The sequence below is a fragment of the Peribacillus sp. NPDC096622 genome (assembly GCF_044762665.1).
Lineage (GTDB): Bacteria > Bacillota > Bacilli > Bacillales > DSM-1321 > Peribacillus > Peribacillus frigoritolerans_B.
This window is the reverse complement of the sequence record NZ_JBIWES010000004.1, coordinates 161,550-188,378: the sequence shown is the minus strand read 5'-3', so window position 1 is coordinate 188,378 and position 26,829 is coordinate 161,550. Positions and strand designations below refer to the sequence as shown.

The 26,829-nt window shown below is 42.8% G+C and carries 27 protein-coding genes; 26 read left to right on the top strand and 1 reads right to left on the bottom strand.

Annotated elements, in window-relative coordinates; translation table 11 throughout:
• The first annotated feature begins 4 nt into the window (after positions 1–4).
• The 22 genes from ACIQYG_RS09780 (at position 5) to ACIQYG_RS09675 (ending at position 21,476) form a co-directional block, all read left to right on the top strand.
• Entirely contained in the window at positions 5–577 is a 573-nt protein-coding gene (locus ACIQYG_RS09780; protein WP_402837499.1) for a TRAP transporter small permease, read from the top strand.
• On the top strand, positions 574–1,851 hold the full coding sequence (locus ACIQYG_RS09775; RefSeq protein ID WP_402837497.1) for a TRAP transporter large permease: 1,278 nt from the start codon (positions 574–576) through the stop codon (positions 1,849–1,851). The genes ACIQYG_RS09780 and ACIQYG_RS09775 overlap by 4 nt, the downstream gene beginning before the upstream one ends.
• A gap of 60 nt (positions 1,852–1,911) precedes the next feature.
• Positions 1,912–2,958 carry a TRAP transporter substrate-binding protein gene (locus tag ACIQYG_RS09770; protein WP_402837495.1) on the top strand — a complete coding sequence of 349 codons (1,047 nt, stop codon included), beginning with the start codon at positions 1,912–1,914 and terminating at the stop codon, positions 2,956–2,958.
• 24 nt (positions 2,959–2,982) lie between these two features.
• Complete coding sequence (locus ACIQYG_RS09765; RefSeq protein WP_402837493.1) at positions 2,983–4,239, top strand: nickel pincer cofactor-dependent isomerase, group 22; 1,257 nt, start codon at positions 2,983–2,985, stop codon at positions 4,237–4,239.
• Between the two features lie 49 nt (positions 4,240–4,288).
• Positions 4,289–6,493: a dihydroxy-acid dehydratase domain-containing protein gene (locus ACIQYG_RS09760; RefSeq protein ID WP_402837491.1), complete on the top strand. Its 2,205-nt coding sequence runs from the start codon at positions 4,289–4,291 to the stop codon at positions 6,491–6,493.
• 63 nt (positions 6,494–6,556) lie between these two features.
• Positions 6,557–7,324 (top strand): IclR family transcriptional regulator, encoded by a 768-nt coding sequence (locus ACIQYG_RS09755; RefSeq protein ID WP_402837489.1) that lies wholly within the window; start codon positions 6,557–6,559, stop codon positions 7,322–7,324.
• A gap of 31 nt (positions 7,325–7,355) precedes the next feature.
• Positions 7,356–8,243, top strand: coding sequence for a fumarylacetoacetate hydrolase family protein (locus ACIQYG_RS09750; protein ID WP_402837487.1), 888 nt, complete (start codon positions 7,356–7,358; stop codon positions 8,241–8,243).
• Positions 8,244–8,254: 11 nt separating this feature from the next.
• A complete protein-coding gene (locus ACIQYG_RS09745; protein ID WP_402837485.1) occupies positions 8,255–8,554 on the top strand; it encodes a UxaA family hydrolase in 300 nt (99 codons plus the stop codon).
• Entirely contained in the window at positions 8,544–9,716 is a 1,173-nt protein-coding gene (locus ACIQYG_RS09740) for a UxaA family hydrolase (RefSeq protein WP_402837483.1), read from the top strand. Before ACIQYG_RS09745 ends, ACIQYG_RS09740 begins: the two co-directional genes overlap by 11 nt.
• 22 nt (positions 9,717–9,738) lie before the next feature.
• On the top strand, positions 9,739–11,208 hold the full coding sequence (gucD, locus tag ACIQYG_RS09735; protein ID WP_402837481.1) for an alpha-ketoglutaric semialdehyde dehydrogenase GucD: 1,470 nt from the start codon (positions 9,739–9,741) through the stop codon (positions 11,206–11,208).
• Between the two features lie 61 nt (positions 11,209–11,269).
• A complete protein-coding gene (gene dgoD, locus ACIQYG_RS09730; RefSeq protein WP_402837479.1) occupies positions 11,270–12,418 on the top strand; it encodes a galactonate dehydratase in 1,149 nt (382 codons plus the stop codon).
• Between the two features lie 17 nt (positions 12,419–12,435).
• On the top strand, positions 12,436–13,347 hold the full coding sequence (locus ACIQYG_RS09725) for a dihydrodipicolinate synthase family protein (RefSeq protein ID WP_402837477.1): 912 nt from the start codon (positions 12,436–12,438) through the stop codon (positions 13,345–13,347).
• A complete protein-coding gene (locus tag ACIQYG_RS09720) occupies positions 13,344–14,291 on the top strand; it encodes a hypothetical protein (protein ID WP_402837475.1) in 948 nt (315 codons plus the stop codon). The genes ACIQYG_RS09725 and ACIQYG_RS09720 overlap by 4 nt, the downstream gene beginning before the upstream one ends.
• Before the next feature lie 34 nt (positions 14,292–14,325).
• Positions 14,326–15,285, top strand: coding sequence for a C-terminal binding protein (locus tag ACIQYG_RS09715; RefSeq protein ID WP_402837473.1), 960 nt, complete (start codon positions 14,326–14,328; stop codon positions 15,283–15,285).
• Positions 15,286–15,299: 14 nt separating this feature from the next.
• Entirely contained in the window at positions 15,300–16,163 is an 864-nt protein-coding gene (locus ACIQYG_RS09710) for a fumarylacetoacetate hydrolase family protein (RefSeq protein ID WP_402837471.1), read from the top strand.
• Positions 16,164–16,184: 21 nt separating this feature from the next.
• The gene (locus ACIQYG_RS09705) at positions 16,185–17,141 is read left to right on the top strand and encodes a sugar kinase (protein WP_402837469.1); all 957 of its coding nucleotides are present in this window, start codon (positions 16,185–16,187) and stop codon (positions 17,139–17,141) included.
• Between the two features lie 13 nt (positions 17,142–17,154).
• Positions 17,155–17,784 (top strand): bifunctional 4-hydroxy-2-oxoglutarate aldolase/2-dehydro-3-deoxy-phosphogluconate aldolase, encoded by a 630-nt coding sequence (locus ACIQYG_RS09700; RefSeq protein WP_402837468.1) that lies wholly within the window; start codon positions 17,155–17,157, stop codon positions 17,782–17,784.
• 160 nt (positions 17,785–17,944) lie between these two features.
• On the top strand, positions 17,945–18,760 hold the full coding sequence (gene larE, locus ACIQYG_RS09695; protein WP_402837467.1) for an ATP-dependent sacrificial sulfur transferase LarE: 816 nt from the start codon (positions 17,945–17,947) through the stop codon (positions 18,758–18,760).
• A complete protein-coding gene (larB, locus tag ACIQYG_RS09690; protein WP_402837465.1) occupies positions 18,757–19,527 on the top strand; it encodes a nickel pincer cofactor biosynthesis protein LarB in 771 nt (256 codons plus the stop codon). The genes larE and larB overlap by 4 nt, the downstream gene beginning before the upstream one ends.
• Positions 19,508–20,368 (top strand): nickel pincer cofactor biosynthesis protein LarC, encoded by an 861-nt coding sequence (gene larC, locus ACIQYG_RS09685; RefSeq protein WP_402837898.1) that lies wholly within the window; start codon positions 19,508–19,510, stop codon positions 20,366–20,368. The genes larB and larC overlap by 20 nt, the downstream gene beginning before the upstream one ends.
• Complete coding sequence (gene larC2 / locus ACIQYG_RS09680) at positions 20,365–20,841, top strand: nickel pincer cofactor biosynthesis protein LarC2 (RefSeq protein WP_402837464.1); 477 nt, start codon at positions 20,365–20,367, stop codon at positions 20,839–20,841. Before larC ends, larC2 begins: the two co-directional genes overlap by 4 nt.
• Positions 20,838–21,476 carry a DUF4833 domain-containing protein gene (locus tag ACIQYG_RS09675; RefSeq protein WP_402837462.1) on the top strand — a complete coding sequence of 213 codons (639 nt, stop codon included), beginning with the start codon at positions 20,838–20,840 and terminating at the stop codon, positions 21,474–21,476. Before larC2 ends, ACIQYG_RS09675 begins: the two co-directional genes overlap by 4 nt.
• Before the next feature lie 373 nt (positions 21,477–21,849).
• Here ACIQYG_RS09675 and ACIQYG_RS09670 read toward each other — a convergent pair whose 3' ends face one another.
• Positions 21,850–22,767, bottom strand: coding sequence for a DMT family transporter (locus ACIQYG_RS09670; RefSeq protein WP_402837460.1), 918 nt, complete (start codon positions 22,765–22,767; stop codon positions 21,850–21,852).
• Between the two features lie 402 nt (positions 22,768–23,169).
• Between ACIQYG_RS09670 and ACIQYG_RS09665 the strand changes: the two genes are divergently transcribed.
• The 4 genes from ACIQYG_RS09665 to ACIQYG_RS09650 are packed head-to-tail and all read left to right on the top strand — an operon-like array spanning position 23,170 to position 26,826.
• Complete coding sequence (locus tag ACIQYG_RS09665) at positions 23,170–24,126, top strand: sugar kinase (RefSeq protein WP_402837458.1); 957 nt, start codon at positions 23,170–23,172, stop codon at positions 24,124–24,126.
• A 26-nt stretch (positions 24,127–24,152) separates the two neighbouring features.
• Positions 24,153–25,163 (top strand): ureidoglycolate dehydrogenase, encoded by a 1,011-nt coding sequence (gene allD / locus ACIQYG_RS09660; protein WP_402837456.1) that lies wholly within the window; start codon positions 24,153–24,155, stop codon positions 25,161–25,163.
• Between the two features lie 9 nt (positions 25,164–25,172).
• A complete protein-coding gene (locus ACIQYG_RS09655) occupies positions 25,173–26,192 on the top strand; it encodes a zinc-binding alcohol dehydrogenase family protein (RefSeq protein WP_402837454.1) in 1,020 nt (339 codons plus the stop codon).
• A 13-nt stretch (positions 26,193–26,205) separates the two neighbouring features.
• Positions 26,206–26,826, top strand: a complete 621-nt coding sequence (locus ACIQYG_RS09650) for a bifunctional 2-keto-4-hydroxyglutarate aldolase/2-keto-3-deoxy-6-phosphogluconate aldolase (protein ID WP_402837451.1) — start codon at positions 26,206–26,208, stop codon at positions 26,824–26,826.
• Positions 26,827–26,829: the final 3 nt, after the last annotated feature.

The window sequence follows — 26,829 nt, the reverse complement described above, 5'->3', positions numbered from 1 at the left end:
ATAGGTGAATAAAATATCCAGAATCATGGAAAATTCGTTGAACATTATTATGGCAGTTGCTTTAGCAATAATGGTCGTACTCGTGTTTGGTAATGTAGTTCTTCGTTATTTCTTTAATTCAGGAATTACTTGGTCAGAAGAAATGTCAAGGTATCTCTTTATTTGGTTGACGTTCCTTGGCGCCATCGGAACTTTCAAAAACAAAGAACACTTAGGTGTCGATATGGTCATCAAACGGCTCCCGAATAAGATGAAAAAAGTGGTTCTTGTTATTAGTGATTTGATGATGTTATTCGTTCTTATCCTGATCTTGGATGGCAGCTGGAAAATGACATTGATAAACATTGATAGTACTGCACCGGCCACTGGCATGCCACTGGCATTTGTATATGGGACAGGTATTCTTGTGAGTGTTTCAATGGGCAGCATGATCATTTTCAATTTGTATCGAGTTTTCTTCAATAAAATTAAAGACGATGAATTGGTGATGATAAGTGAGTCAGAAGAGCTAATTTCTCTCCATGCTGATGAATTCGCTTCAGATATTAGGATCGGTAAGGAGGAGAAACAGGGATGATAGGTGTATTTGTCGGATCTTTACTGGGAGCCATGGGACTTGGAATACCGATTGCCTTTGCCTTACTTGTAAGTAGCGTAGTGTTAATGTATTTCCTTGGTATTTTTGATAGTCAAATAATCGCACAAAATCTAATCAGTGGCGCCGATAACTTCCCTCTAATGGCCATACCGTTCTTTATGCTGGCAGGAGAGGCGATGAATAGGGGCGGATTATCACGGCGTATCGTTGAGATGGCAATGAACTTGGTTGGCCATATCAAGGGAGGCCTAGGCTACGTTGCGATCATAGCGAGTGTGCTGTTTGCGAGTTTATCAGGATCTGCTGTTGCCGATACTGCAGCGCTTGGGGCTATATTAATTCCAATGATGGTGAAGTCCGGTTATGATGTGAACCGATCAAGTGGATTGATTGCATCAGGTGGTATCATTGCCCCGATCATTCCGCCAAGTATTGGCTTTATCATTTTTGGTGTCGCGAGTGGTGTGTCCATTACAAAGCTGTTTATGGCAGGAATCGTTCCAGGAATTTTACTGGCGGTTGGACTTACGGTTACCTGGGCCATTGTCGCACGAAAAGATAAAGTCGCCGTTAACCCCCGTGCTTCAACAAAAGAAATACTTACTTCACTTCGTCAAGGCATTTGGGCTCTATTCCTGCCCGTCATTATCATTGGTGGATTGAAATTCGGTTTATTTACACCGACTGAAGCGGCAGTGGTGGCGGCAGTCTACGCAATTTTTGTCGGTCTTGTAATCTATCGTGAAATGAAAGTGAAAGATTTGTATGAGGTCTTTGTACATGCAGGAAAAATGACGAGTGTTGTCATGTTTCTGGTCGCTGCAGCTCTCGTATCATCCTGGCTGATAACTGTAGCCGATTTACCTGGTCAGGTAATTGGATTACTGGAGCCATTTATGGAGCATCCATTCCTTCTATTAATAATGATAAACTTATTGGTTATCGTTGTTGGAACCGCTATGGATATGACGCCGACAATCCTTATTCTAACACCTGTCTTGATGCCTTTGGTGGTCGCTGCAGGGATTGATCCCGTTTACTTTGGTGTCCTGTTTATCCTGAATAATGCCATCGGTTTACTTACACCACCGGTCGGAACCGTGTTAAATGTCATGTGCGGCATAAGTAAGATCAGTATGGAAGAAATCATGAAGGGGATTTGGCCTTTCTTGCTCGTGGAAGTAATTGTATTGATCTTGTTGATTTTGTTTCCTTCCATAGTGCTGGTTCCTCTAGAATGGTTTACCTCCTAACGGAATTAAACAAATATTTGGGTCTGTATCCTGGTATTCATCTTATTTTATAGGAGGAAAATGAAAATGAATAAATTGTTCAAACGTTTGGCGGTTGGAGTTTTACTGCCTTCAGTACTACTATTAAGCGCTTGCGGAAGCGGACAAAATGAAAGCGCCACAGCTGATGGTATACAGGAAAGAACGATTAAAGCAGGAATCGGAAATAGTAAAATGCACCCACAAGGGCAGGGGATGGAAAAATTTAAAGAACTCCTTGAAGAAAAAAGCGGCGGGAAAATGAAAGTCAAAAACTTTTTTGATGCCACCCTTGGAGATGATCAGAAAATGACAGAAGCACTTCAAGGCGGTTTACAGGAAGTAACAGTACCTTCAACTTCTCCACTTGTCGGTATGATTAAGGAATTTGGAATTTATGATTTCCCATTTGTCTTTAATAATGAAGAGGAAGCTTATACAGTACTTGATGGTTCAGTAGGCCAAAAGCTTTTGGATAAATTACCGGAACATGATTTAGTAGGTTTGGGATACTGGGAAAACGGGTTCCGAAACTTAACCAACAGCAAACACCCTGTTAAAACGGCTGAGGATTTCAAAGGACTTAAACTTCGTACCATGCAAAATGAAGTGCATTTAGATGCATTTTCCAAGTTGGGTGTTAATCCATCGCCGATGGCTTTCTCTGAAGTATTCACTGCTTTGGAAACAGGCACTGTTGATGGTCAGGAGAACCCACTCGCAACGATTCAAACGCAAAAATATAATGAAGTGCAGGAATACTTAAGTCTTACAAATCATGTTTATACACCATTTGTATTCCTTGTAAGTAAAAAGTTCTGGGATGACCTTTCAGAACAAGAGCAAAAAATCATGAGTGAGGCCGCACAGGAGGCTGGAAAGTATCAACGGGAAGTTAACCAAAAAGAAAATGAAAAAGCACTTAAGTATCTAAAAGAAGAAGGAATGAAAATCAATGAAGTAGAGCCGGAAGAAATGGAAAAAATGAAGAAAGCCATCCAACCAGTGACGGATGAATATGCTCAGAAATTTGGACAAGATCTAGTAAAAGAAATGATGAGCGAAGTTGAAAAAGTACGCGGTAAATAATCCATTCTGTCTGGAGGAACGAAAATGGATATCATCTCTGAACTATTACGTGAAATCAAATTACCGAAAATGGTCAAAGTGAGGCAGAAATTTCGTACCCCACAAATCGCTGATGTAGCTGGTGAGGTGGAGAAAGCGATTAAGGAAGCAGGTGTCTTATCAAGAATAAAAGATAATGACAGGGTGGCAATTGCAGTAGGCAGCAGGGGGGTAGCGGACCTTCCTACTTTAGTAAGAGAAACGGTGGCTGCCGTTATGGAGGCTGGTGGCAATCCTTTCATCGTACCTGCAATGGGAAGCCATGGTGGTGCCACGGCGGAAGGGCAAATCGATGTGTTGCTTCAGCTGGGTATTTCAGAAGAGGCGGTTGGAGCGCCAATCAGGTCATCGATGGAAGTTATTAAACTGGATGAATTGCCAAATGGCCTCCCTGTCTATATTGATAAGCTTGCATATGAATCCGATAAAATCATAGTCATTAATCGGATAAAACCGCATACGGCATTTCGCGGACCAGTTGAAAGCGGACTTATGAAAATGATTACAATCGGTTTAGGCAAGCAAAAGGGAGCCGAAGCTGCACATGCATACAGCTTTAAGTATATGGCGGAACATGTCCCTGAAATGGCGAAGATTTCCTTGTCAAAAGCTCCTATCATATTTGGTCTCGCGACGATTGAAAATGCTTATGATAAACCAGCGAAAATCGTCGCAGTCCCAGCAGAGGAACTGGGGGAAGTGGAGCCGGGACTATTGCTTGAAGCAAAATCATTGATGCCGAAAATACATTTCGATTCGATGGACGTACTTATTGTAAATGAACTCGGAAAGGACATTTCGGGGGATGGAATGGACCCGAATATAACGGGTAACTTCGCCACACCATATGCTACCGGGGGGCCAGACGTTAAACGGACCGTTGTACTCGGACTTACTGAAAAAACTCACGGTAATGCTAACGGCATCGGCATGGCAGATATGACGACAAAAGCCGTCATGAATGAAATAGAATGGGAAAAAGGGTATGCAAATGCACTCACCAGCACAGTAACAGATGTAGTAAAGCTCCCGATGTTTTTGGATACGCAGGAATTGGCTGTAAAAGCAGCCATCAAAACGTGCAATGCCTTCGATTTGAATAAAGTGAGAGTAGTAAGAATTAAAAACACTCTTGAAATCGGTGAAATTTGGATTTCTGAAAGCATGATGGAAGAAGCTTTAAAAATTAAAGATATAGAGATCTTGTCAGACCCAGAAGAATTGGTACTGGACTTAAACTGATCTTTATAGAACGGAAGAATTCATTTGAAACCAGAAAAGGAGTGCTGAAATGACACACCTATATCCCCTCATTGATAACGAAATAAACCCTTACCGCGATAATGTACAGGGAAAAGCAAATGAACCCATTACGGTTGCGGGGCTGTTGGACCGCTCGAAGCTGACGCTTGGAGCCACATATGAAGGGGGCAAGCCTGATTGGACGCTTGAAGAAATTTATTTGCGGCTAGAAAGGAATGCCCCGCGTATCGCAATTATCGGTGGCTCGTCCGATCACCCGGCCCATATAATGGATTACCAAACGTCGGCACGGGCAGCAATCCGCATCTGGCAAAACGGCGGCGTGCCGTTTCATTTCTCGACACCGGTAATGTGTGATGGCACTGCGCAAAACAATCAAGGAATGAGTTACTCTCTCCAGAGCCGAAACGCAGTTGCACAAATGGTTGTCAACCAGCTAGAAGCTCACAGTTATCATGGTGCATTTGTCATTCAAGGGTGTGATAAGCAGCCTCTTGGTGTTGTAAGTGCACTAGCACATGTTGATCGAGTTCGCCGCAACCGAGGTGAAGCACCATTTTTCGCAACATTCGCACCTGCTCACGTTTTAGAAGGCGGTTCGATTCCAGAAGACGTGATTGAAGAATTGGAAACTCTTGCGAAAAATGCGGAAAGTAAAGGCGCAGCCGATGTAGCCATTGATTTACGAGATACGATGGCATATATATTGCAATGTTCATCGAATACTGCATTCCAGGGCGTGTTTGAACGGGCCTATGAACGAGGAATATTGACGAAGGAACAGCATAAATATTTTGAAATGAGACTTGCAGTCGCAACATGTGACGGGCAGGGAGGTGTATGTGCCTTCAATGGTACGGGGAATAGTTCACGTCATTTAGTGGCAGGCATGGGTCTCGTCCATCCAGCCGTTGAGCTGTTAACCGATCCTCCAACACAACGCCAGATTAACTCTGTACTTGATAGTTTTGCCGGCATGATAAACGAAGAGCGCTACGGTGTGGCCAACATTGTCGCTGCGAACATAAAAAATGCAATCCGCATTCACAGCGCTTCGGGTGGTTCTACTAACTTAATGATGCATATTGTCGCAGGCATGCTTTATGCGGGATACAAATTCAGTTTATGGGACCTTGACCGCATTCACCATTTACATCCAATTCCTGACTTATTTGATTACAGTTTGACAGAAGGTAGGGACATTTATTCACTTGCAATGCAGTGTTGCAGCGGGACAAGCAGGGGAATGGAAACACTTTTTTATGAACTCATTGAGAATGGTGTACCAATGGATCATGATGCACCGACTGTCGCCGCAAAAACTTGGAAAGAACGTCTTTCGATTACAAAAAGCCTAAAAGCGGTTAATGTAAAGGAAAATCAGGTGATTTTATCCAGCCCACGCCGTGGATTCAGTGGTGTTGATGTATTAAAAGGAAACTTTTTTGAAAGCGCCGTTGTAAAAATCAGCGGAATGCCGACACCACAGCTTGACCAATTCGATGATAAACTGGCATTTGTCCTTTATTACGAAAATGAAGATGATGCAAATAAAAGCCTGCTCGATTCTAATCTGCTTTCAAAGATAAAAGAGCAAAAGCTATTCGGACATAATCTATTGCTCGAATCTCTTAAATACAACAATGAGCCTGAATGGTCGCTTCTAAAAACTGCTACCTATGGGGAGTTATTTGACAGGATGGTTGAAGAAGGCACATTGAAAATTGCGGTTATTATCTCAGGACAGGGGCCAGTGGCATTTGGAATGCCGGAAATGTTTACACCAATGCAACACATCAATGCAAATCGTGTTATGAAAAAAATCGCTACAATCATAAGCGACGGCCGCTATTCAGGAGTCACATATGGTGCTGCTATAGGACATATGACACCGGAATCGTATGAAGGTGGCGGAATTGGTTTACTTAAATCAGGGGATGTAATTCACCTTCAACTTCGTGATCGACGGATTGATTTAGTCGATGCTACTCAACTTCATTCAGGAAAGGTTGTTCATGATTTTACTGATCATTTAAAAAAAGAAAGACAATCGTTAGCAGCTGAACGCAAGCAACGGATGAAAGCTAGACAAAAAATGGTTGCGGCCAGCAACAGGATGTTAGGACATACAGATGCAGCAAATGGTGTGGTTCCAATCGCTGTCATTGAGGATGCAGTACTTGATTACGAACAGGATATTTTTCTCCAAGGAAAAAAAGTAGAAATAAAGTGAGGAATGCTCGTCAAAAATCCGATAATATAAAGGTAGACAGAATAATTAAAGGAGTGAGGAACGATGCCTATCATCCAATCGGTGGAGCGTGCCTTGAAAATATTGGATTTATTTGATGAGCGTGAGCGCGAACTAACTATCACGGAGATAAGTAAACGAATGAATTTACATAAAAGTACGGTTCATTCACTTTTAAAAACCTTACAGGAGCATCACTATATTTCACAAGGTGAAGAAAATGGAAAATACTCGCTGGGATTAAAGTTAATGGAGAGGGGAAGCGTTGTTGTGACCCATCTCGATTTGCGCAACGTAGCCAGAAAACATCTTGAATGGGTTTCAGCAACAACGAATTTAACGCTGCACCTTGTCATATTGGACGGGCAGGAAGGTGTCTATATCGATAAAGTGGAAGGTACTGGGGTAACGGTCCTGTATTCCCGTATTGGCCGGCGTGTTCCAATTCATACAAGTGCAGTTGGCAAATCTCTTGTTGCAACGAAAACGGATAGTGAACTGGATTTGCTCTTGGAAGGCTATGATTATACGGGACCGACAGAAAGATCGATTAGATCCAAGGAGCAGTTTTTAGTAGAAATCGAAAAAGTACGCATTAATGGGTATTCAATAGATAATGAAGAAAATGAACCGGGCATTTTCTGTCTTGCCGTACCGATAAAAGATTATTCAGGAAAGGTAATCGCTGCAATGAGTGTATCGATGCCTGCTTCGAAAGTAAACGAAGAAACACATGAGTATTATGTACGTCTCTTAAAGGAATGCAGCAGTAAAATTTCGCAGGAGCTCGGATATGAATATCAAAAAATATAAAAAGAGGTCTGCCATTAGGAGGAACTAGCAAATGAGAATTATTCGCTATGTAAATGAAAACAAAAAACAACTTGCTGCCGTGACAAACGAAAACAATGTGGTGGACCTTCCATTTATGGATTTTATGTCGTTGATTTCAACGGCACGCCATGAAAACAGAACTGCGTTTGACATTGTAAAACAAGTTGTCGCCGAAGGGGAAAAGCAGCCATTGGAAGGTCTTCAATTAACTACGCCTATCGACGCACCGGAAGTATGGGCATCTGGCGTTACGTATAAGAAAAGCAAGGAAGCACGTAACTACGAAGCTACGCAAGGGAAGCTGGACCGCCAAACTTTCTATGACAAAGTTTATGATGCAGTGCGTCCTGAGATTTTCTTTAAATCGACTGCAGCAAGAACCGTAGGCCCGAATGACCCGGTATACTTGCGTTCAGATTCAAAGTGGCAAATTCCGGAGCCTGAGCTTGGTCTTGTCATCGATAAAAAGGGAACGGTACTCGGATATATCGCAGGTAATGACATGAGCTGCCGTGATATTGAAGGTGAAAATCCGCTTTATCTCCCACAGGCAAAAGTTTGGAAAAACTCTTGTTCCATTGGACCGGCCATCTTGTTAAAAGAGGCTGTTCAGGATCCATATGAGCTTAAAATCATGTGCCGGATTTTTCGAAATGAAGAAAAAGTATTTGAAGGTGAAGCGAAAGTAAACCAATTGAAACGAAAATTGGAAGAGCTTGTCGACTATTTAGTTTTAGATAACACTATTTTTGATGGATCGGTTTTACTTACAGGTACATGCGTGGTTCCGCCAAATGAATTTACATTGAAAGGCGATGACCGGATTGAAATCGAAATACCAGGGATTGGGGTATTAAACAACCCGGTTATCCAAAGTAAAGCAGTTCAAACCATTTAAGGGGTGACAAAATGAGCGAATATAAAACACTTTACTTAAGTAGGAAAGATAGTGTAGCTGTCGCTTTATCCGAAATCCCTGCAAATACATCAGTTGTTGTGAAGTCAGACCTTGAAGAACTTGTCGTACCCATTCTTGAACCGATTCGTTTTGGGCATAAGTTCGCAGTCAAAGCCATCGAACAAGGAGAAGACATAATTAAATATGGGGAAGTCATAGGTGCAGCCTCAGCTTTTATTCCCGCTGGTGCACATGTTCATGTACACAATTTAGAAGGCAAAAGAGGAAGAGGTGACAAAATTGCTGAATGAAAAAGTGCAGTTTTGGGGCTACCGTCGTCCGGATGGCCGCGTCGGTGTACGGAATCACGTACTGATTTTGCCAACGATAACATGTGCAACTCAAACAGCACAGCGCGTCACAGAATTGGTGAGCGGAACCGTCACATTCATTCATCAGCATGGCTGTGCGCAAGTGGGCACTGATTATGATCAAACGGCCAGAACCTATGCGGGGATGGGAATGAATCCAAATGTATATGGTGTCATAGTACTCGGGCTTGGCTGTGAGACACATCAGGCGCACCGTATTGGGGATGAAATTGCCAAATGCGGTAAGCCAGTGGAAACTGTATCGATCCAGGATCATGGCGGCACTCTTCAAACAATTGCCGAAGTATCTAAAATTGCGGTCAAAATGGTCCAGGATGCCTCGATGGTGCAACGGGAATTATGTGATTTTAGCGAGCTGATTGTCGGCACAGAATGCGGTGGGTCGGATGCATGCTCCGGCTTATCGGCGAACCCGGCAGTCGGACGTACAAGCGATTTGGTAGTTCAGCAAGGGGGAACCGCAATATTAGCGGAAACGACTGAACTCATCGGTGCAGAGCATTTGATCGCAAACAGGGCGGCAAACGACCAGGTAGCAAAAAAAGCTTATGCGGTTATTAAAATGATGGAAGACCGCTCGATTCAAATGGGCGTAGACATCCGCACCGGAAATCCAAGTCCGGGAAACATTGAGGGAGGTCTCAGCTCACTAGAAGAAAAATCCCTGGGTGCAGCGACAAAATCAGGTACAACAAGATTGGAAGAAGTCATTGATTATGCCCAGGTGCCCACAAAAAAAGGGCTAGTATGGATGGATACGCCTGGCCATGACATTGAGCAATTGACAGGCATGGTCGCAGGCGGAGCCCAAATCGTTCTCTTTACTAGTGGAAGAGGCACGCCAACAGGTTCTCCTATTTCACCCGTCATTAAAATCTCAACTAATACACCAATGTTTGACAAGATGAATGAAAATATGGATCTAAATGCTGGTACGATTGTCGATGGATTAGAAACCGTTGATGAAGTGGGCAGGCGCATTATGGAAGAAATTCAACACGTTTCAAACGGAAAACTAACAAAAGCGGAGATATTAAAGCAGCATGACTTTGGTATTTGGAGAATTGGACCGACATTCTAAAACGTAAAAGGAGCTAATGATTATGATATCAACTACATTTGCAACGAAAACATATAAAAATTTCATTAATAATGAGTGGGTGAATGCATCTTCTGGAAATACAATCGAAAGTATTAATCCTGCGGACAAAGAGCCGGTTGGCTACGTACAAAGCTCAACCGAAGATGACTTGAACAAAGCTGTAGCTGCAGCGCACAAGGCAAAAAGGGATTGGCGCAGGCTCGGGCAATCTGCACGTGGACAAATCCTTTATAAAACGGCCAATATATTGGAAGAAAATCTGGATGAAATTGCTGAAACCATGACTCGCGAAATGGGTAAAACGTTACCGGAAGCAAAGGGTGAAACGGCACGAGGTGTTGCAATCCTGCGTTACTATGCTGGGGAAGGGATGCGGAAAGACGGGGATGTTATACCATCATCCGATAAAGATGCCCTAATGTTTACGAAACGAACCCCCCTAGGTGTTGTAGGGATAATCACACCTTGGAATTTCCCTGTTGCAATACCGATCTGGAAAATGGCTCCAGCTCTTGTTTATGGCAATACAATCGTATGGAAACCTGCTACGGAGGGAGCCGTTACAGCTGCGAAAGTCATGGAATGCTTTACCAAAGCAGGCTTCCCTGAGGGTGTTGTGAATTTTATTACCGGTAAAGGGTCGATCATCGGTCAAGGACTCATCGATCATCCGCTTTTGAATGCGATCACATTTACCGGTTCTGAAAGTGTCGGTCAGAGCGTCGCAAAATCAGCTTCCGCCCGCGGCATAAAATATCAGCTTGAAATGGGTGGAAAAAATCCAGTCATCGTAACGAAAGATGCAAACATCGACCAAGCTGTCGAGGCGGTCATCAGCGGTGGATTTCGTTCTTCCGGCCAGAAATGCACAGCTTCAAGTCGTGTTGTTGTTGAATCATCGGTCTATGATGTTTTTAAGCAAAAACTGGTAGAAGCAGCAGCGAAAATAACGGTTGGCAACGGCCTTCAAGATGGAGTTTGGATGGGACCCTGTGCAAGCGAAAGTCAGTTCAATACGGTGACGCAGTACATTGAAAAAGGTAAGCAGGAGGGCGCAAAACTCATATATGGCGGGGAGATATTAACTGGCGGAGACTATGGTAGGGGCTTTTTCATCACACCAGCGATTTTTGAAGACGTGACGTCCGAAATGGAGATTGCACAGGCAGAAATTTTTGGACCAGTTATCGCGCTTATGAAAGCAACCGATCTTGTTGAAGCGATTGACTTGGCAAATAATACGAAATACGGATTGAGTGCATCAATCTTCACATCAAATATTAGCTCAATTTTGGATTTCATTGATGAAATTGAAGCAGGTCTTGTCCGCATTAACGCTGAAAGCGCGGGCGTAGAGTTGCAAGCCCCATTCGGGGGTATGAAAGCATCGAGCACGGGTTCGCGAGAGCAAGGTGAAGCGGCGAAAGAATTTTATACAGCCATAAAAACGGTTTTTATTAAAGGTTCTTAACTAGAGTAAGAGAGGTTTCCAAAATCTCTCTTTCTTCCAAAAAATTTATGCGAGGTGCTTGATGAAAATCATAAAAATATCTTTATACAAAGTTCCACCCCGCTGGCTGTTTTTAAAGATCGATACGGATGAAGGCATTTCCGGCTGGGGAGAGCCTGTCGTGGAAGGGCGAGCTGAAACGGTTAAAGCAGCAGTCAACGAATTGACCGATTATTTGATCGGAAGAAATCCAAACGATATTGAAGACATCTGGCAAACGCTATATCGAGGTGGATTTTACCGTGGGGGGCCAATTTTAATGAGTGCCATTTCCGGAATTGAACAGGCACTATGGGATATAAAAGGAAAATACTTCAATATCCCTGTATACCAAATGCTCGGCGGCAAAGCACGTCAAAAAATTAAAGTGTACTCATGGGTCGGAGGAGACCGACCTATGGATGTAGTTGCTGCCGCAAAAGAAAAACAGAAGAAGGGATTCCTTGCAGTCAAAATGAACGCATCAGAAGAAATGAATTACATAGATAGCTTTTCAAAAGTGGAAGCGGTCATCGAACGCGTTGCTTCAATTAGGGAAGCGGTTGGCAAAGACTTTGGCATCGGTGTGGATTTTCACGGGAGGATTCATAAAACGATGGCAAAGGTGATTGTGAAAGAACTCGAACCATACCGTCCAATGTTCATTGAAGAACCGGTGCTCCCGGAAAACAATGAAGCACTTCGTGAGATTGCCTGGCATACTACGTGTCCCATTGCAACGGGTGAAAGGATGTATACGCGCTGGGGCTTTAAGCAGCTACTTCAGGATGGTTATGTCGATATAATTCAGCCGGATCTGTCTCATACAGGTGGTATTTTAGAAGGAAAAAAAATTGCCGCAATGGCGGAAGCGTATGATGTAGCGATTGCGCCGCACTGCCCGCTCGGTCCGATGACTCTTGCTTCATCCATTCATTTGGACGCAACGACACCAAATTTCATTATTCAGGAGCAAAGCCTTGGTATTCATTACAACGAAGGCATGGACATCCTCGATTATATGAAAAATCCAGAATTATTCGACTATGAAGATGGTTATGTGAACATTCCGGATAATCCGGGTCTCGGGGTGGAAATCGATGAGGAGAAAGTGATGCAGGCAGCAGAGACTGGACATGATTGGAAAAACCCAATTTGGCGTAATGAAGATGGGAGTATCGCTGAATGGTAATAAAAGGAGGGGAAATAATGGACTTTTATGGCATCATTCCACCGGTAGTCACCTTATTTGATGAAACGGGGAACTTGGATATGGAGTTGAACAGAAGGTATATCGACCTATTAATCTCACGGAATATTGACGGTATTTTGTTAATGGGTAGTTCAGGTGAGTTCTCATCACTTACAACGGAAGAAAGGAAATTATATGTACGTGAAATGTTAAAGCACATTAATGGACGAGTGCCAGTTATGGTCGGCGTTGGGCATACCGCATTAAAAGAGGTGCAAGAACTGACTTCATATGCAGAAGAGCATGGAGCGAACGGCGTTCTGGTAGTAAACCCATATTACTGGAAGCTGTCTGACGAGCAATTATATCGACATTTCTCCAGCGTAGCGAATCATACTAATCTGCAAGTTTTCATTTATAACATCCCGCTCTTGACCGGACAAAATTTATCAATCGAATTGATTAAAAAATTAGCCCAAGATCATTCAAACATTGCAGGTATTAAAGAGACGGTCAGTGATTTCGGCCACCTTCGTCAAGTGCTGGCGGAAGTGAAGAAAGTTCGCAGTGATTTCAGAGTCTTCTCCGCGTTTGACGAGCATTTGCTTCCGGCTCAAATGATTGGTGCAGCGGGAAGCATTAATGGAAGCGCTGTCTTTGCCCCGGAAATATCCGTACATTTATATGAATCGTATCATAAAGGTGATCTCGCTGAAGCACAGAAAAATCATCAAGTGATTTCAAAACTGATGGATGTGTACAATTACGGTCCGACATTTTTTACAGCCATGAAAGAAGCGGTTCATCAGCGCTGGTTTGACGTTGCGGCTGGACACCGTGCCCCATGCGATGTATACCCTGATGATTTGAGTGACAAAGTAGCTGCTCTTTTAAAAAATATAAATATGAAAGAAGGCGTCCAAAAATGAAAGAATCACGCGACTTGCTCGAAAAATTAGGCTACCCATCAACTGATCTTAAAGAACTTCCTACATCAACGAAAACATTTCCGGACGGTGCTCAATACCGCGTTGAACTGCCAAGTGTAGAAGGTCCAGCGGCACTAAAAGAAACATTGAAAGAAATTGACCGACTCGGTTTGACCATTCACCGAATATCTCAGGGCAGCGGCATCATGCTTCAAACGGATGAAGAGATTAAAGAAATGTGTGAAATGACAGCAGAGCGCGGCATGGAGCTCAGTTTGTTTGTCGGTCCCAGGGGTTCATGGGATGTCAGCGCAGGACCGCTTACGCCAGGAGGAAAATCCCAGGGAATCCGCCATGAAGGATCCGACCAGCTTGTTTATGCCATGGAAGACTTGAAAAGAGGAGCTGCACTTGGTCTTCGCGGTGCGTTGGTTGCGGATGAAGGACTCCTCCTTTTAACGAAAGAAATGAAAAAATTCGGACAGCTTCCGGAAGACTTTGTTGTAAAAGTATCGGTTCAAATGGGTTCATCCAATCCAGTATCCGTTAAATTAATGGAAGACATCGGAGCGGATACCTATAACGTGCCACCTGCATTAACGCTGCCTAAACTTGCAGCAATCCGGCAATCAATAAACATTCCAATTGATTTATACGTTGAAGTTCCGGATACCTTCGGCGGTTTTCTTCGCTATTATGAAATACCGGAAATTATCCGTGTATTGGCGCCTGTATATATCAAATTCGGTCTTCGTAATCACCCGGATGTATACCCATCAGGGAAACAATGGGAAAGTACGAACATCTCACTCGCTCAAGAACGTGTACGTCGTGCCGCAATTGGTATTCAAATGATCGAACGATATTTTCCAGAAGCCAAAACATCGAAACTCGGTGCAGAAGGACTCGGTATTGCAAAAATTGAAAAGGCAGCAGCGAAATAGATGTCTGGTATTACAAGAAAGGAGTTGAGCCCAAATGCCCTTTAAAATATTATTAACGGATTACGAATTTGACCATTTGAAATATGAAGAAGAGATTTTTCAAAAAAGCGGTCTGGAAATCGATTTCATCAAAGCGCAATGCAAAACTGAAGAAGAAGTAACGGAGCAGGCAAAAGAAGTGGATGCAATTTTAAATCAATATGCTCCTATTTCACGGCGAGTCATCGAGTCGCTTGAAAACACCAAAATCATTTCCCGCTATGGGGTTGGCGTCAATACAATTGATCTCAATGCGGCTAAAGAAAAGGGGATTACTGTCGCCAATGTACCGGATTATGGCATGGAAGAAGTATCGAATCATGCATTGGCACTTTTACTTTCGTCGGCGCGGAAAGTGACACTGTTAAATAAGGAAGTGAAAAAAGGTAACTGGGACTTCAAAGTGTGTGTCCCGATTCACCGTTTTAACGAACAAACGGTTGGGGTTCTAGGCTTTGGCCGGATTCCGCGCCGTTTCATTGAAAAGGTGAAACCGCTCGGTTTTAAAACCGCTGCTTATGACCCTTTCGTATCGGCGGCAGACATGGCTGCTGTCGGGGTTCAAAAAATGGATCTCGACGAAATTATAGGCGAAGCCGATTATTTGTCGATCCATGTGCCCTTAATTGATGATACATACCACCTGATCAATGAGGAGCGCCTTAAACAGATGAAGAGAAATGCGGTCATCATTAACACGGCACGTGGACCGATAATCGATGAAAAAGCACTTTCTGATGCACTTGAAAAAGGGATCATTGCAGGTGCAGCACTTGATGTGACAGAAAATGAGCCGGTCCGAATCGATAGCCCGCTACTCACAATGGACAATGTCATCATTACGCCGCACAGCGCCTGGTATTCTGAGGAAGCGATGGTTGAACTTCGTCAAAAAGCAGCAAGAAATATCATTCAGGTCTTAAAAGGGGAAAAAACACCATACGCATTAACCTAAGAAAGGGGAAAAATATGAAAATAGCAACTTTTTCCGTGCAAACCGAACAGCACATCGGTCTTGTTCAAGATGATCAAATTATCAGCTTAACGGCTCTCGGTCCAGAAGAATTTCCTGCTTGCATGAAAAAATTCATAGAACGAAGCAGCGAGTTACGCACACGTGCTGAACAGTTAATCGAGCAACGGATGAATGAGGATGCTATATTCAAACCGTCAGAAGTGAAAATCCTGCCGCCAATCGCAAAGCCGGATAAAATCATTTGCGTAGGACTTAACTATTTTGATCATTGCAAGGAAACGGGGATGGAGCCGCCTGTTTCGCCAGTCATTTTTTCAAAATATTCGAATGCGATTGCAGGTCATAATGATGCGATTGAAATCCCAATTAATTCAAACGAGGTCGACTTTGAAGCAGAACTTGCGTTTGTCATTGGAAGAGAAGCGAAACATGTATCAGAAGATGAGGCAATTGAATACGTCTTTGGCTATACAATTATGAATGATATAAGTGCGCGAGATTTGCAATTTCAGGACGGGCAGTGGTCAAGGGGCAAAACGGCAGACACATTTGCACCATTAGGTCCTGTTATCGTTACACATGATGAAGTGGGCGATCCCCACAAACTAGCGATTAAGCTTGAATTAAACGGTGAAATTATGCAGGATTCAAATACAAGTAACCTAATTTTTACGGTTCCGAAAATCATATCATTTTTATCACAGTCCATGACACTAATGCCTGGTGATTTGATTGCAACTGGTACGCCACCTGGCGTTGGAATGGGGCGGAATCCGAAAATCTGGTTGAAAAATGGTGACCGGATAAACATTAGCATTGAGAAGATCGGCACGCTTTCTAATCACGTAAAAGCATGATAAGAGAAAGAGGATGATGATATGGATGTTGTAACCATCGGTGAAACAATGACAGTGTTTACCCCGAATGAAGAAGGCCCACTTCGCCACGCCCGATCGTTTTCAATGAAGTTTGGCGGTGCGGAATCCAATGTTGCAATCGGGTTAAGCCGACTCGGTCATAGGTCACGCTGGATAAGCCGTCTCGGCGAGGATGAATTTGGAGATGCCATGCAATCGTTTATTCGCGGAGAAGGCGTTGATGTGTCATATGTAACTCGTGACCCTGATGCACCTACCGGGGTTTTTTTTAAAGAATTCAGACGGCTGAATGATACTAGAGTTTATTATTACCGGAAAGACTCGGCAGCTAGCAAAATGACAGCAGAATTACTATCGGAAATTGCCATTCAAGACGCCGCTTATCTCCATATTACCGGGATTACCCCTGCACTGGGGAATTCGTGTCAGTCGCTCTTGGATAAAGCAATCCGCATTGCTAAAGAAACCGGAACAAAAATCGTCTTCGATCCGAATATTCGTTTGAAAATATGGGGTGATGAAAATGAAGCACGTCACATCATAACAAAGTACGCCTCGGAAAGTGATATCGTCATGCCTGGGGTGACCGAAGCTGAATTTTTATACGGTTCCCATTCTCCGGAAGATTTTGTCGATCACTTCCATGAACTCGGTGTCGAAACAGTCTTACTTAAATTGGGCAAAGAAGGCTGTTTAATTTCTGCCCCGTCTGTACCGAAAACATACGTTCCTGGATTCTTTGTTGAACGGGTCATTGATCCCATCGGTGCTGGGGATGCTTTTGCATCCGGTGTACTTTCAGGCATGCTGGATGGCCTGCCGCTAGATGAAGCCGTAAGACGTGGAAATGCCATGGGAGCAATGGTTACGATGGTAAATGGCGATGTGGAGGGTTTGCCGTTCCGTGCAGACCTCAATTTGTTCATGAGTGGCGTCACAGATGATGTAACGAGGTAGAAAGGTGGAAAAAATGACTAAACTAGAAGAGCTTAAACATGGGAAGCTGGTAGCCGTCATTCGCGGTGCACGCCCCGATCAAATTATACCAATCGCTCGAGCCTTGAAGGAAGGAGGCATCCGAACTCTCGAAATTACAGTAGAAACACCCAAAGTGTGCCGTTTAATTGATAGAGTAAAAGAGGAGTTCGGTGATGATATAATTGCGGGTGCCGGAACAGTATTGGATCCTGAAACGGCCCGTGCGGTCATCATGGCGGGAGCGGAATTCATCTTTTCTCCAACCTTCAATGTCCAAACGATTAAAATGGCGAAGCGCTATGGCGTTATTAGTATCCCTGGGGCACTCACACCAACCGAAATATTGACTGCTTATGAGCATGGAGCTGACATTATTAAAGTTTTTCCGGCAGATGCACTTGGTGTTAGCTATTTTAATAATCTTAAAGGGCCGCTTCCTCACATCCCTCTAATGCCAACTGGCGGGGTCAACCTTGACAACCTCGCTTCTTTTTTTAAGGCAGGGGCCATCGCGGCGGGACTCGGTGGTTCATTGATCAATCCCGCGAAATTGAATACAGGTGAAGATTACGACAGGCTGGCAGAAACGGCAAAAAAATTTTCAGCTATCGTACAAAGCTAAAGTCGTCCGTCGCTTATATGATTACCAGTTCAATAAGAGCCGGAAATGAAAGTACGACTGTGATATTTCCTCCTTTTCAATCTTTTTGTGGTCCATCAAGGGTGTTATTGCTTGTGGACAGTGGGATAAATTCAGACAAACCAGAAAGGGGAAAAGTGCTATGTTACTAGAAAAGTACAGAAATCTGCAGGATATTCTCCAAAAAATGGAGTCGGTTGTGGTCGCTTTTTCAGGAGGGGTGGACAGCACGTTTTTGCTCAAGGTCGCTATCGATACTTTGGGTTATGAAAATGTGTTAGCCATTACAGCAGATTCGGAAACCTATCCATCGAGTGAGTTAAAAGAAGCCCTTATGCTATCAAAATGGATTGGTGCCAAACATCATGTCATTCAAACTTCGGAGTTAGCCATCCCTGGATACACTGTAAATGATCAAAATCGCTGTTATTTTTGTAAAAGTAGTTTATTTGACAACCTGCTTCCTATTCTTGAAGAATATGAATTCAATAATATTATTTATGGGGTTATTGCTGATGATGCTAACGAATTTCGTCCAGGCATGAAAGCAGCTAAAGAAAAAGGAATCAGGGGACCACTTCTAGAAGCCGATTTATTCAAAGAAGAAATAAGAGTATTATCCAAGGAAGCCGGATTGCCAACCTGGAATAAACCTTCATTTGCTTGCCTTTCATCACGTATTGCATACGGCGATATCATTACAAAGGAAAAATTGACGAAAGTGGATAAGTCAGAGTCTTACTTAAAATCGTTGGATATTCACCAAGTAAGAGTCAGGACGCAAGAGGATACTGCCAGAATTGAGGTTGAACCCATTGATATGCCGCGAGTGCTTCAATACCATGTGGCGATCACAAAACGACTAAAGCAATTTGGTTATAAGTATGTATCAATGGATCTCACTGGATATACAAGCGGAAGTATGAATATAGCTCTTAAAAAGGAAGAAATGTCATGATTGACGATATTTTGGAGCAGGTTCAAAATGGTTCATTGACAGCAGTGGAGGCCAAGAAAAAACTTGAATCATATGAAAATTTAGGGTTTGTAAAAATCGATCATCATCGTAAAAGGAGACAAGGATTTCCCGAAATCGTGTTTGGAGAAGGTAAAACTGCCGAACAGATTTTAACGATTGTCCAATCGCTGCGGATAAGGAATGATTCTGTTCTTGTGACTCGCATTTCCCTGGAAAAAGCAGTATTTGTACAAAATGTATGTAGTGATTTTGAGTATAACGAGATTGCACGGACACTTGCTTGGGTTAAAGAAAAGCCGAAATCCATCGGGGCATATATTGCAATAGTATGCGCCGGGACATCAGATTTGGCCGTTGCTGAAGAAGCAGCCGTGACGGCCGAAACTCTAGGTATTCCCGTCAGGCGTATATACGATGTAGGCGTTGCCGGGCTTCATCGCCTCCTTGATAATATAGACGAGATAAGAAGTGCTACCGTATCAGTTTGTGTCGCGGGGATGGAAGGGGCACTTCCGAGTGTTTTAGGAGGGCTTGTCACGAATCCAATTATTGCTGTGCCGACAAGTATCGGTTACGGTGCGAATTTTAACGGTTTATCTGCACTTTTATCAATGCTCAATTCATGCGCATCAGGTGTAAGTGTGGTGAACATCGATAATGGATTTGGTGCAGCATACAATGCAGCGCTTATTTACAAACTTGTACATGAAAAGGAGATCAATGATGATGAGGACATTATATTTTGACTGCTTTTCCGGCATAAGCGGAGATATGGTAATTGGAGCGTTGATCGATGCAGGTGCAGACCCTTTACAAATGGAAAAAGAGTTAAAAAAGCTGAACATGGATGAAGAATATACTCTGTCTTGGAGGAAGGTCGTCAAAAATGGCATTACGAGTACTAAATTTGATGTCATTCTTACCAGTAAATCAGAGCAACCATTTGATCACAGCCACAGTCATGAACACGAACACAGCCACAGTCAAGGACACGAACACAGCCACAGTCAAGGACACGAACACAGCCACGTTCATGAACACAGCCATAGCCATGTGCTTCATCACCATCATGACAGCCGTACTTACAAACAAATAGTGGAGGCAATCAAAGTCGCAAACTTTAATGAATCGGTAACGAACATGTCACTCGCCATTTTCAAGAAGATTGGTGAAGCGGAAGGGCGTATACACGGGCTTCCACTGGAAAAAGTACACTTTCACGAAGTAGGAGCGGTAGATTCGATAATAGATATAATCGGTACAGCGATTTTAATTGATCAGATAGGTATTGAATCGGTTCAGTCATCAGCCATTCCAACGGGATCTGGACATATACATATTGATCACGGCATATATCCGGTTCCTGCTCCTGCCACGCTTGAAATATTAAAAGGGGTACCGATTGCCTCTAACGTTATTCGTTCTGAATTAGCAACGCCGACTGGTGCTGCCATAGCTTCGGTTTTAGCTGAAACATTCGGCTCGCTTCCAGCCATGACTGTCGAATCGATTGGCTATGGTGCCGGCACAAAAACATTTGAAAATCATCCGAACGTCCTTCGCGTTATCATAGGAGAGACTCAATGAACCGCCCGCCTGATCATGAGCATCTTGATGAACAAATGGTGAAAATGGAAGTGAATCTAGATGATATTTCCGGTGAATGGCTTGGCCATGTAATGGATTTGTTGTTCGAATCAGGAGCAAATGATGTATTTTATACGCCAATCTATATGAAAAAAAATCGACCGGGGGTGTTATTGCAGCTTCTCTGCTCACAACAGTTGATTTCAAAAATTAAGAAGGTATTATTTTCTGAAACGACGACTCTCGGGATACGCTACTATCCGCTTACCGTGCACAGGCTTGAACGATCTTTTTTACAAGTACATACACAATGGGGGGAAGTGACGATAAAGGGAGGGTTCCATGAGGGCTTATCCATACAGCAGGCACCTGAATATGAAGATTGCCGTAAAATTGCCGTACAGAACAATATACCTCTTAAAAGGGTGTATGAAGAAGTTTGGAAGTGTCTCGGGGAGGTCGAAGAGAAATGAGTTTGGTGTCGATTCTTACATTAGGATTCCTATTGGGGATAAAGCATTCGTTAGAACCGGATCATGTAATTGCAGTAGCAACCACGGCAGGAAATACGAAAAAATTATCACGTTCCACTCTTACGGGGGTGTATTGGGGAATAGGCCATACATGTACGCTGTTTCTAACAGGTATGCTATTCATTTGGATGAAAGGGGAAATTCCAGTTTCGTTAAGCATGACGTTGGAATTCGGCGTTGGTATTATGCTCGTTATGCTAGGGGCGAGAAGTTTATTTAAAGCTTGCCCTGATATCACGAGCGACAAAGATAGATTTCGGCCTTTTTTGGTGTCTGCTTTAATTGGTTTCGTCCATGGTCTCGCGGGCAGTGCCGCAATGGTCATTCTAACGATGTCGACCGTAACCGGTATAGGCGAAGGATCCATCTATATCATTATATTTGGCGCAGGGACAATTATTGGCATGCTGTGCTTTACAACTATACTAGGCATACCGTTCGCTTTGAATGGAAAGGACATCGTTTTAAACCGAATCTTCATCAAACTGGCGGGAGCTATAAGTTTTGCATTCGGACTGTATTATATATACAAATTGGGTGTAACAGAAGGCTTGTTTGCGCTCTGGGCTAATTGATTTATTTTATAAGCATGACTGGAAGAATCTTAGGCTGTCTAAACGCATAGACAGTCTCTTTTTTATATAAATTCATCAAACCAATCCGGCAATATGACTACTAGGAGGTTCCTCTGAAAGAAAAGGGCCCCAACTGACAGAAAAGCTTGTCTTTACAGGCACACTTCAATGGACATGTCCATGCAATTTTGGGGGTATTTTGTAACGGTTATGAATCTCCAATTATTATTCTGCAATTATTTATTTGTAGTTGGGTTGGGGCTGGACAATAAAAATAAGACCCCATGACAAGCCATTTTTTAAGAATGGCAGTGTCGTAGGATCTCTTAGCTTTTTACATAGAAAGTCAAGAAATCTAGGTTTTGCTCCGGCCCTAGGCAGATAAACGTTTGTTTTTCCTTTGGAGAATCCATATTTCAATTGCACCAGAGCCAAGCAATACTCCTGAAACAATGAAGATAAGTCCGATGAAATGTGCAGGAACAAGGGCTTCATTGAGGAAAAATGCTGCCCCTAACAAAGAGAATAAAGTGTTTAAGTTTAGAAATATGGAAGATTCGGCTGCTCCTACTTTACCAATGGCATAATTATAGCTCATGTGCCCGAGGGCAGTGGCAAAAATAGCGGAGAAAAAGAAAGCTCCCCAGATGGATGGCGGTGCCGTTGCAAGTGAAGATAAGCCCTCTGGTTCCTTCCATAAGCTGATGGCAAAAAGAATAAAAGACCCGATAAGCATCATGTAGCCGGTTAGTAATCGTGGATCCATTGTTTTTGAGGCTTTATTAATAAGTATGAAACTCAATGCCTGTGAAAGAATGGAAAGCAAAATATCCACATCCCCAAGATTAATAGAATGAAGTCCTCCGCTTCCTGCCATAACGGTAAAACTCACACCCAGTGCACCGCAGATAAAGCCAAGAAGCCTGATTAACGTGGGTTTTTTTCGAAAGAAAATCATGGTCAAGATGACAGTCAATATTGGTCCCATGCCCAAAATCAGTCCAGCATTCGAGGCGGAAGTCTTCGTCAATCCCTCAGCTAAAAAATAATGATGAAAAACCACACTCAAAAGCGCTCCTCCAAAAACGTAGAAAAGTTCACTTTTTTTAGGAAGTCGTATTAGTCCAAAGAAGAACAGGATAATAATGACTATAAGAGAAGCAGTAAAAATTCTCATAGAAGTTATCGTTACGGGCTGCGTATTGGCAACTAAAATTTTAATAACTGAGACATTTAACCCCCATGTAATCATTATTCCGGTAAGTAAGATGTATATTCTCAAAAAACTCATTCCAAACAACCTTTCAAACTTATTTAACAATTGATATATTATACAACTTTCTCCAAATTAATAGCAAAGAGTAAATTTGATTGAAAGCCCTCGGGGGAAAAATCGGAAACTCTCAATCATTAATAAAGAAGGGTTAAACAGTGCCTTCCGTTTTTCCGTAATATGGTTTTTTATGATATATTTTGCTGAAATTTAATATGGAAAAATATCAAATAAAAATAAAATTATAAATTATCAAACTTTTCTGTTGTTTTTGATAGGGTTTTCATTTACAATTTCCTTATGATTTACCAAACCGGTTTAGTAAATAACTAAATCGATTTAGCTAAAAGCATAATGAAAGTGATATGATCAAATGTTTTTGTTTTTATTTGTGATTGTTCGAAAGAAGGAGGTACTGTATTGTCATCAAAATATGGTGTTTTAACGCTGGGCGACGCCATGATTACGCTAAATCCGGAAGAGACAGGACCTTTAAGATTCGTTAACCGTTTTGAGCGAAAAGTAGGAGGCGCTGAACTGAATTTTGCGATTGGTTGTGCAAGGCTTGGCATGCGGGCAAAATGGATAAGCCGTTTAGGTAAGGATGAGTTCGGTAAAGTTATTTATAATTTCGCTCGTGGAGAAGGCGTGGACATGAGAGATGTTGCCTATGTAAATGGATATCCAACATCTCTCAACTTTAAAGAAATTAGGGAGGATGGTTCCGGAAAGACATTTTATTACCGCTATCAATCTCCCATCTTAACTTTAGAGCCGGGAGATATAACAGAGAAGATGTTTGAAGAGATTGATATAGTCCACCTTACTGGAGTTTTTTTGGCTATAGATCCGAAAAATGTGTATATTGCCAAGAGGGTAATGGAAATTGCAAAACAAAAAAATATACCTGTTTCTTTTGATCCGAATATCCGCTTAAAGCTATGGTCCATCGAGGAAGCAAGATCAGTTTATTATGATATTTTTCCAAATGTTGATATTTTGCTTACAGGTTTAGATGAAATAAGATTGATCATCGGTACTGACTCAAAAGAATCTTTGGCGGAATTTGCAAAGGTGAATGCTATTGATCAGCTTGTCATTAAGGACGGGAAACATGGTTCAAAACTATATACCAAAAGTGAATGGCATGACAAAGAAGCCTTCCCTGTTATACCTGTAGATACTGTTGGTGCGGGAGATGGTTATGATGCCGGTTATATTTACGGATACCTTAATGGCTTATCGATTGATGAAAGATTGGCATTCGCAAATGGTGTAGGAGCTCTTGTCACCACTGTTGCAGGGGACAATGAAGGATTACCATATTTGGATGAAGTAATGCCTTTCATACAGAATGAGACTGTAATAGAAAGATAGATGGCTGAAAGAAATGAGGGGAGAAAATGGCAACAGTAACGATACAAGCCGAGGAAGCAAAACGATTAGTCATACAACAGCTGACCAAAGTGGGTTTGAATGAAGAAAATTCCGGAAAAATTGCGGAAGTATTGGTTCATGCCGATCTCAGAAATGTCAATTCCCATGGTGTTTTGCGAACAGAGCATTATGTGAACCGTTTACAGGCAGGAGGTATAAATCCCGATGCCCAGATTTCCTTCCAAAAGACAGGGCCCGTTACCGGTGTAGTTGATGGGGATGATGGATTTGGGCATGTGATTAGTGACGTGGCCATGGACCATGCAATCGAAATGGCTAGAGAAAATGGCGTTGGAATGGTGACTGCTTTTAATAGCAGCCATTGCGGAGCACTAAGCTATTTCGTTCAAAAAGCCGCTGATGCAAAGTTGATTGGCATCGCGATGTCACATACGGATAAAATCGTGGTCCCGTTCGGGGGAAAAACATCATTTCTTGGTACCAACCCAATCGCTTACGGAGTTCCTGCTAAAACGAAGAAGCCCTTTATTCTTGATATGGCAACGTCCAATGTTGCATTGGGGAAAATTCTCCAGGCACGTGAAGAGGGAAAGGAAATCCCTGAAGGATGGGGTGTTGATGAAAATGGTGCTGCGGTCACAGATCCGAATAAAGTCGTTTCCCTTTCCACTTTCGGAGGCCCAAAAGGCTATGGTCTATCGGTAATTGTAGATGTGTTTTCTGGATTATTGGCCGGTGCGGCATTTGGCCCGCACATTGGGAAAATGTATGACGATCTTGATAAGAAACGGAAGCTGGGACATTATTTTTGTGTAATTAATCCTTCGTTCTTTACGGATACTGATATATTTTTAGAGCAAATGGATCAAATGATCGAAGAGCTGCAACAGGTTGAACCTGCTCCAGGGTTTGATCGCGTATATGTACCGGGTGAGATTGAACAAATCAATGAAGAAAAAAACCTGAAACAAGGTATTACGATTGCATCAAGTGTTTATGAATTTCTTACAAAGTAGGTGGGAGAAATGAAAGCGGTTCAAGTACGGAAAGCTCATGAACTTATCATACAAGAAGTGGAAAAACCACGGATTTCGAACTCGACGGATGTCCTTGTAAAAGTAAAAAGAGTCGGGATTTGTGGATCGGATATGCATATTTACCATGGTACGAATCCTCTTGCTACGCTGCCGCGAGTCGTTGGGCATGAAGTAGCGGGGGAAGTTGTGGAGATAGGACAAGGCGTCGAGGGAATAAGAGTCGGGGACCACGTTGTTATTGAGCCCATCAGTTATTGCGGGAAGTGTTACGCCTGCCGCAAGGGCCGTCAAAATGTTTGTGAAAGACTGTCCGTTTTTGGCGTACATGAAGATGGTGGGATGAGAGAATGGTTCGTCCTTCCCGAGAAACAATTGCATGTTGTGGATTCCTCTTTAGATTGGGAAGAAATAGTATTGGCTGAGCCATACACCATCGGCGCACAGGCCGTTTGGAGAGGCGAAGTGGAGGAAGGGGAAACGGTGCTTATCCAGGGAGCTGGGCCTATTGGGATTTGCATATTAAAGATGGCAAAGCTTCAAGGAGCATCAGTTATGATAACGGATTTAAGTGATGAGCGTTTGGAATTCGCTAAAGAAAACGGCGCCGATATCACCGTCCATGCGGGAAAAGAAGATGTTCAAAAAAGGGTGGAAGAATGGACGAATGGAGAAGGGGCCAACGTTGTCATTGATGCAGTATGCTTGCCGATGACATTTGAATTGTCCTTTGATGTCGTATCAACGGCGGGCCGGATTGTAGTACTCGGTTTTGATGAACGTCCTTCATCGATTTCCCAACTACCAATCACTAAAAAGGAAGTATCGGTTAAAGGATCTAGATTGCAAACCAATCAGTTCCCAAAAGTGGTTAAACTTTTAAATGAAGGAAAACTCAGACATGAAGCTTTAGTTACCCATACATTTTCGCTCGATGATATCCAGGAAGCATTTAATTTTGTGGAAAATCATCCCGAACAAGTTCGAAAAGCGATCATCGTTTTTAATTAAGGGGGCAGGAGTTATGGAAAAACATTCAATCATTCATCGAATAACGGAAACGAAAGTTGTAGCTGTTATCCGGGGACGGGATGCGAATGAGGCGGCACTACTGTCCAAAGCAGCTGTGGAAGGCGGTGTTCGGGCAATAGAATTGACTTATACAACACCGGTAATTGAAGATGCTTTCAAAGAACTGCAGAATACGGCTGCACTCTTAGGAGCAGGATCGGTACTTGATTCTGAAACGGCTCGACATGCGATTTTAGCTGGTGCCAATTTTATCGTCAGTCCCTATTTTGTCAGTGGTGTAGCCGAACTTTGTAATCGATACGGCATTCCCTATATGCCTGGTTGCATGACAATTAAAGAAATGGCAACGGCAACGGAAGCAGGTTGTGATGTTTTGAAGTTATTTCCGGCAAACCATTTTGAACCTTCTTTCATCAAGTCGGTCAATGGACCACTGCCTAATGTAAGAATCATGCCAACCGGCGGAATTAATTTGGATAACATGAAGGACTGGCTGAATGCAGGCGCGGTAGCAATCGGGATCGGCAGTGACTTGAACAAAGCCTATATAAATGGCGGCCATGAAGCAGCAGTGGAATTAAGCGGAAAATACATGCAAAAGATTGCGGAATGACGG

Coding starts and splice junctions, on each gene's coding strand:
- ACIQYG_RS09775 (WP_402837497.1), top strand. CDS start 574: ATGATAGGTGTATTTGTCGGATCTTTACTGGGAGCCATGGGACTTGGA.
- ACIQYG_RS09770 (WP_402837495.1), top strand. CDS start 1,912: ATGAAAATGAATAAATTGTTCAAACGTTTGGCGGTTGGAGTTTTACTG.
- ACIQYG_RS09765 (WP_402837493.1), top strand. CDS start 2,983: ATGGATATCATCTCTGAACTATTACGTGAAATCAAATTACCGAAAATG.
- ACIQYG_RS09760 (WP_402837491.1), top strand. CDS start 4,289: ATGACACACCTATATCCCCTCATTGATAACGAAATAAACCCTTACCGC.
- ACIQYG_RS09755 (WP_402837489.1), top strand. CDS start 6,557: ATGCCTATCATCCAATCGGTGGAGCGTGCCTTGAAAATATTGGATTTA.
- ACIQYG_RS09750 (WP_402837487.1), top strand. CDS start 7,356: ATGAGAATTATTCGCTATGTAAATGAAAACAAAAAACAACTTGCTGCC.
- ACIQYG_RS09745 (WP_402837485.1), top strand. CDS start 8,255: ATGAGCGAATATAAAACACTTTACTTAAGTAGGAAAGATAGTGTAGCT.
- gucD (WP_402837481.1), top strand. CDS start 9,739: ATGATATCAACTACATTTGCAACGAAAACATATAAAAATTTCATTAAT.
- dgoD (WP_402837479.1), top strand. CDS start 11,270: ATGAAAATCATAAAAATATCTTTATACAAAGTTCCACCCCGCTGGCTG.
- ACIQYG_RS09725 (WP_402837477.1), top strand. CDS start 12,436: ATGGACTTTTATGGCATCATTCCACCGGTAGTCACCTTATTTGATGAA.
- ACIQYG_RS09720 (WP_402837475.1), top strand. CDS start 13,344: ATGAAAGAATCACGCGACTTGCTCGAAAAATTAGGCTACCCATCAACT.
- ACIQYG_RS09715 (WP_402837473.1), top strand. CDS start 14,326: ATGCCCTTTAAAATATTATTAACGGATTACGAATTTGACCATTTGAAA.
- ACIQYG_RS09710 (WP_402837471.1), top strand. CDS start 15,300: ATGAAAATAGCAACTTTTTCCGTGCAAACCGAACAGCACATCGGTCTT.
- ACIQYG_RS09705 (WP_402837469.1), top strand. CDS start 16,185: ATGGATGTTGTAACCATCGGTGAAACAATGACAGTGTTTACCCCGAAT.
- ACIQYG_RS09700 (WP_402837468.1), top strand. CDS start 17,155: ATGACTAAACTAGAAGAGCTTAAACATGGGAAGCTGGTAGCCGTCATT.
- larE (WP_402837467.1), top strand. CDS start 17,945: ATGTTACTAGAAAAGTACAGAAATCTGCAGGATATTCTCCAAAAAATG.
- larB (WP_402837465.1), top strand. CDS start 18,757: ATGATTGACGATATTTTGGAGCAGGTTCAAAATGGTTCATTGACAGCA.
- larC (WP_402837898.1), top strand. CDS start 19,508: ATGAGGACATTATATTTTGACTGCTTTTCCGGCATAAGCGGAGATATG.
- larC2 (WP_402837464.1), top strand. CDS start 20,365: ATGAACCGCCCGCCTGATCATGAGCATCTTGATGAACAAATGGTGAAA.
- ACIQYG_RS09675 (WP_402837462.1), top strand. CDS start 20,838: ATGAGTTTGGTGTCGATTCTTACATTAGGATTCCTATTGGGGATAAAG.
- ACIQYG_RS09670 (WP_402837460.1), bottom strand. CDS start 22,767: ATGAGTTTTTTGAGAATATACATCTTACTTACCGGAATAATGATTACA.
- allD (WP_402837456.1), top strand. CDS start 24,153: ATGGCAACAGTAACGATACAAGCCGAGGAAGCAAAACGATTAGTCATA.
- ACIQYG_RS09655 (WP_402837454.1), top strand. CDS start 25,173: ATGAAAGCGGTTCAAGTACGGAAAGCTCATGAACTTATCATACAAGAA.
- ACIQYG_RS09650 (WP_402837451.1), top strand. CDS start 26,206: ATGGAAAAACATTCAATCATTCATCGAATAACGGAAACGAAAGTTGTA.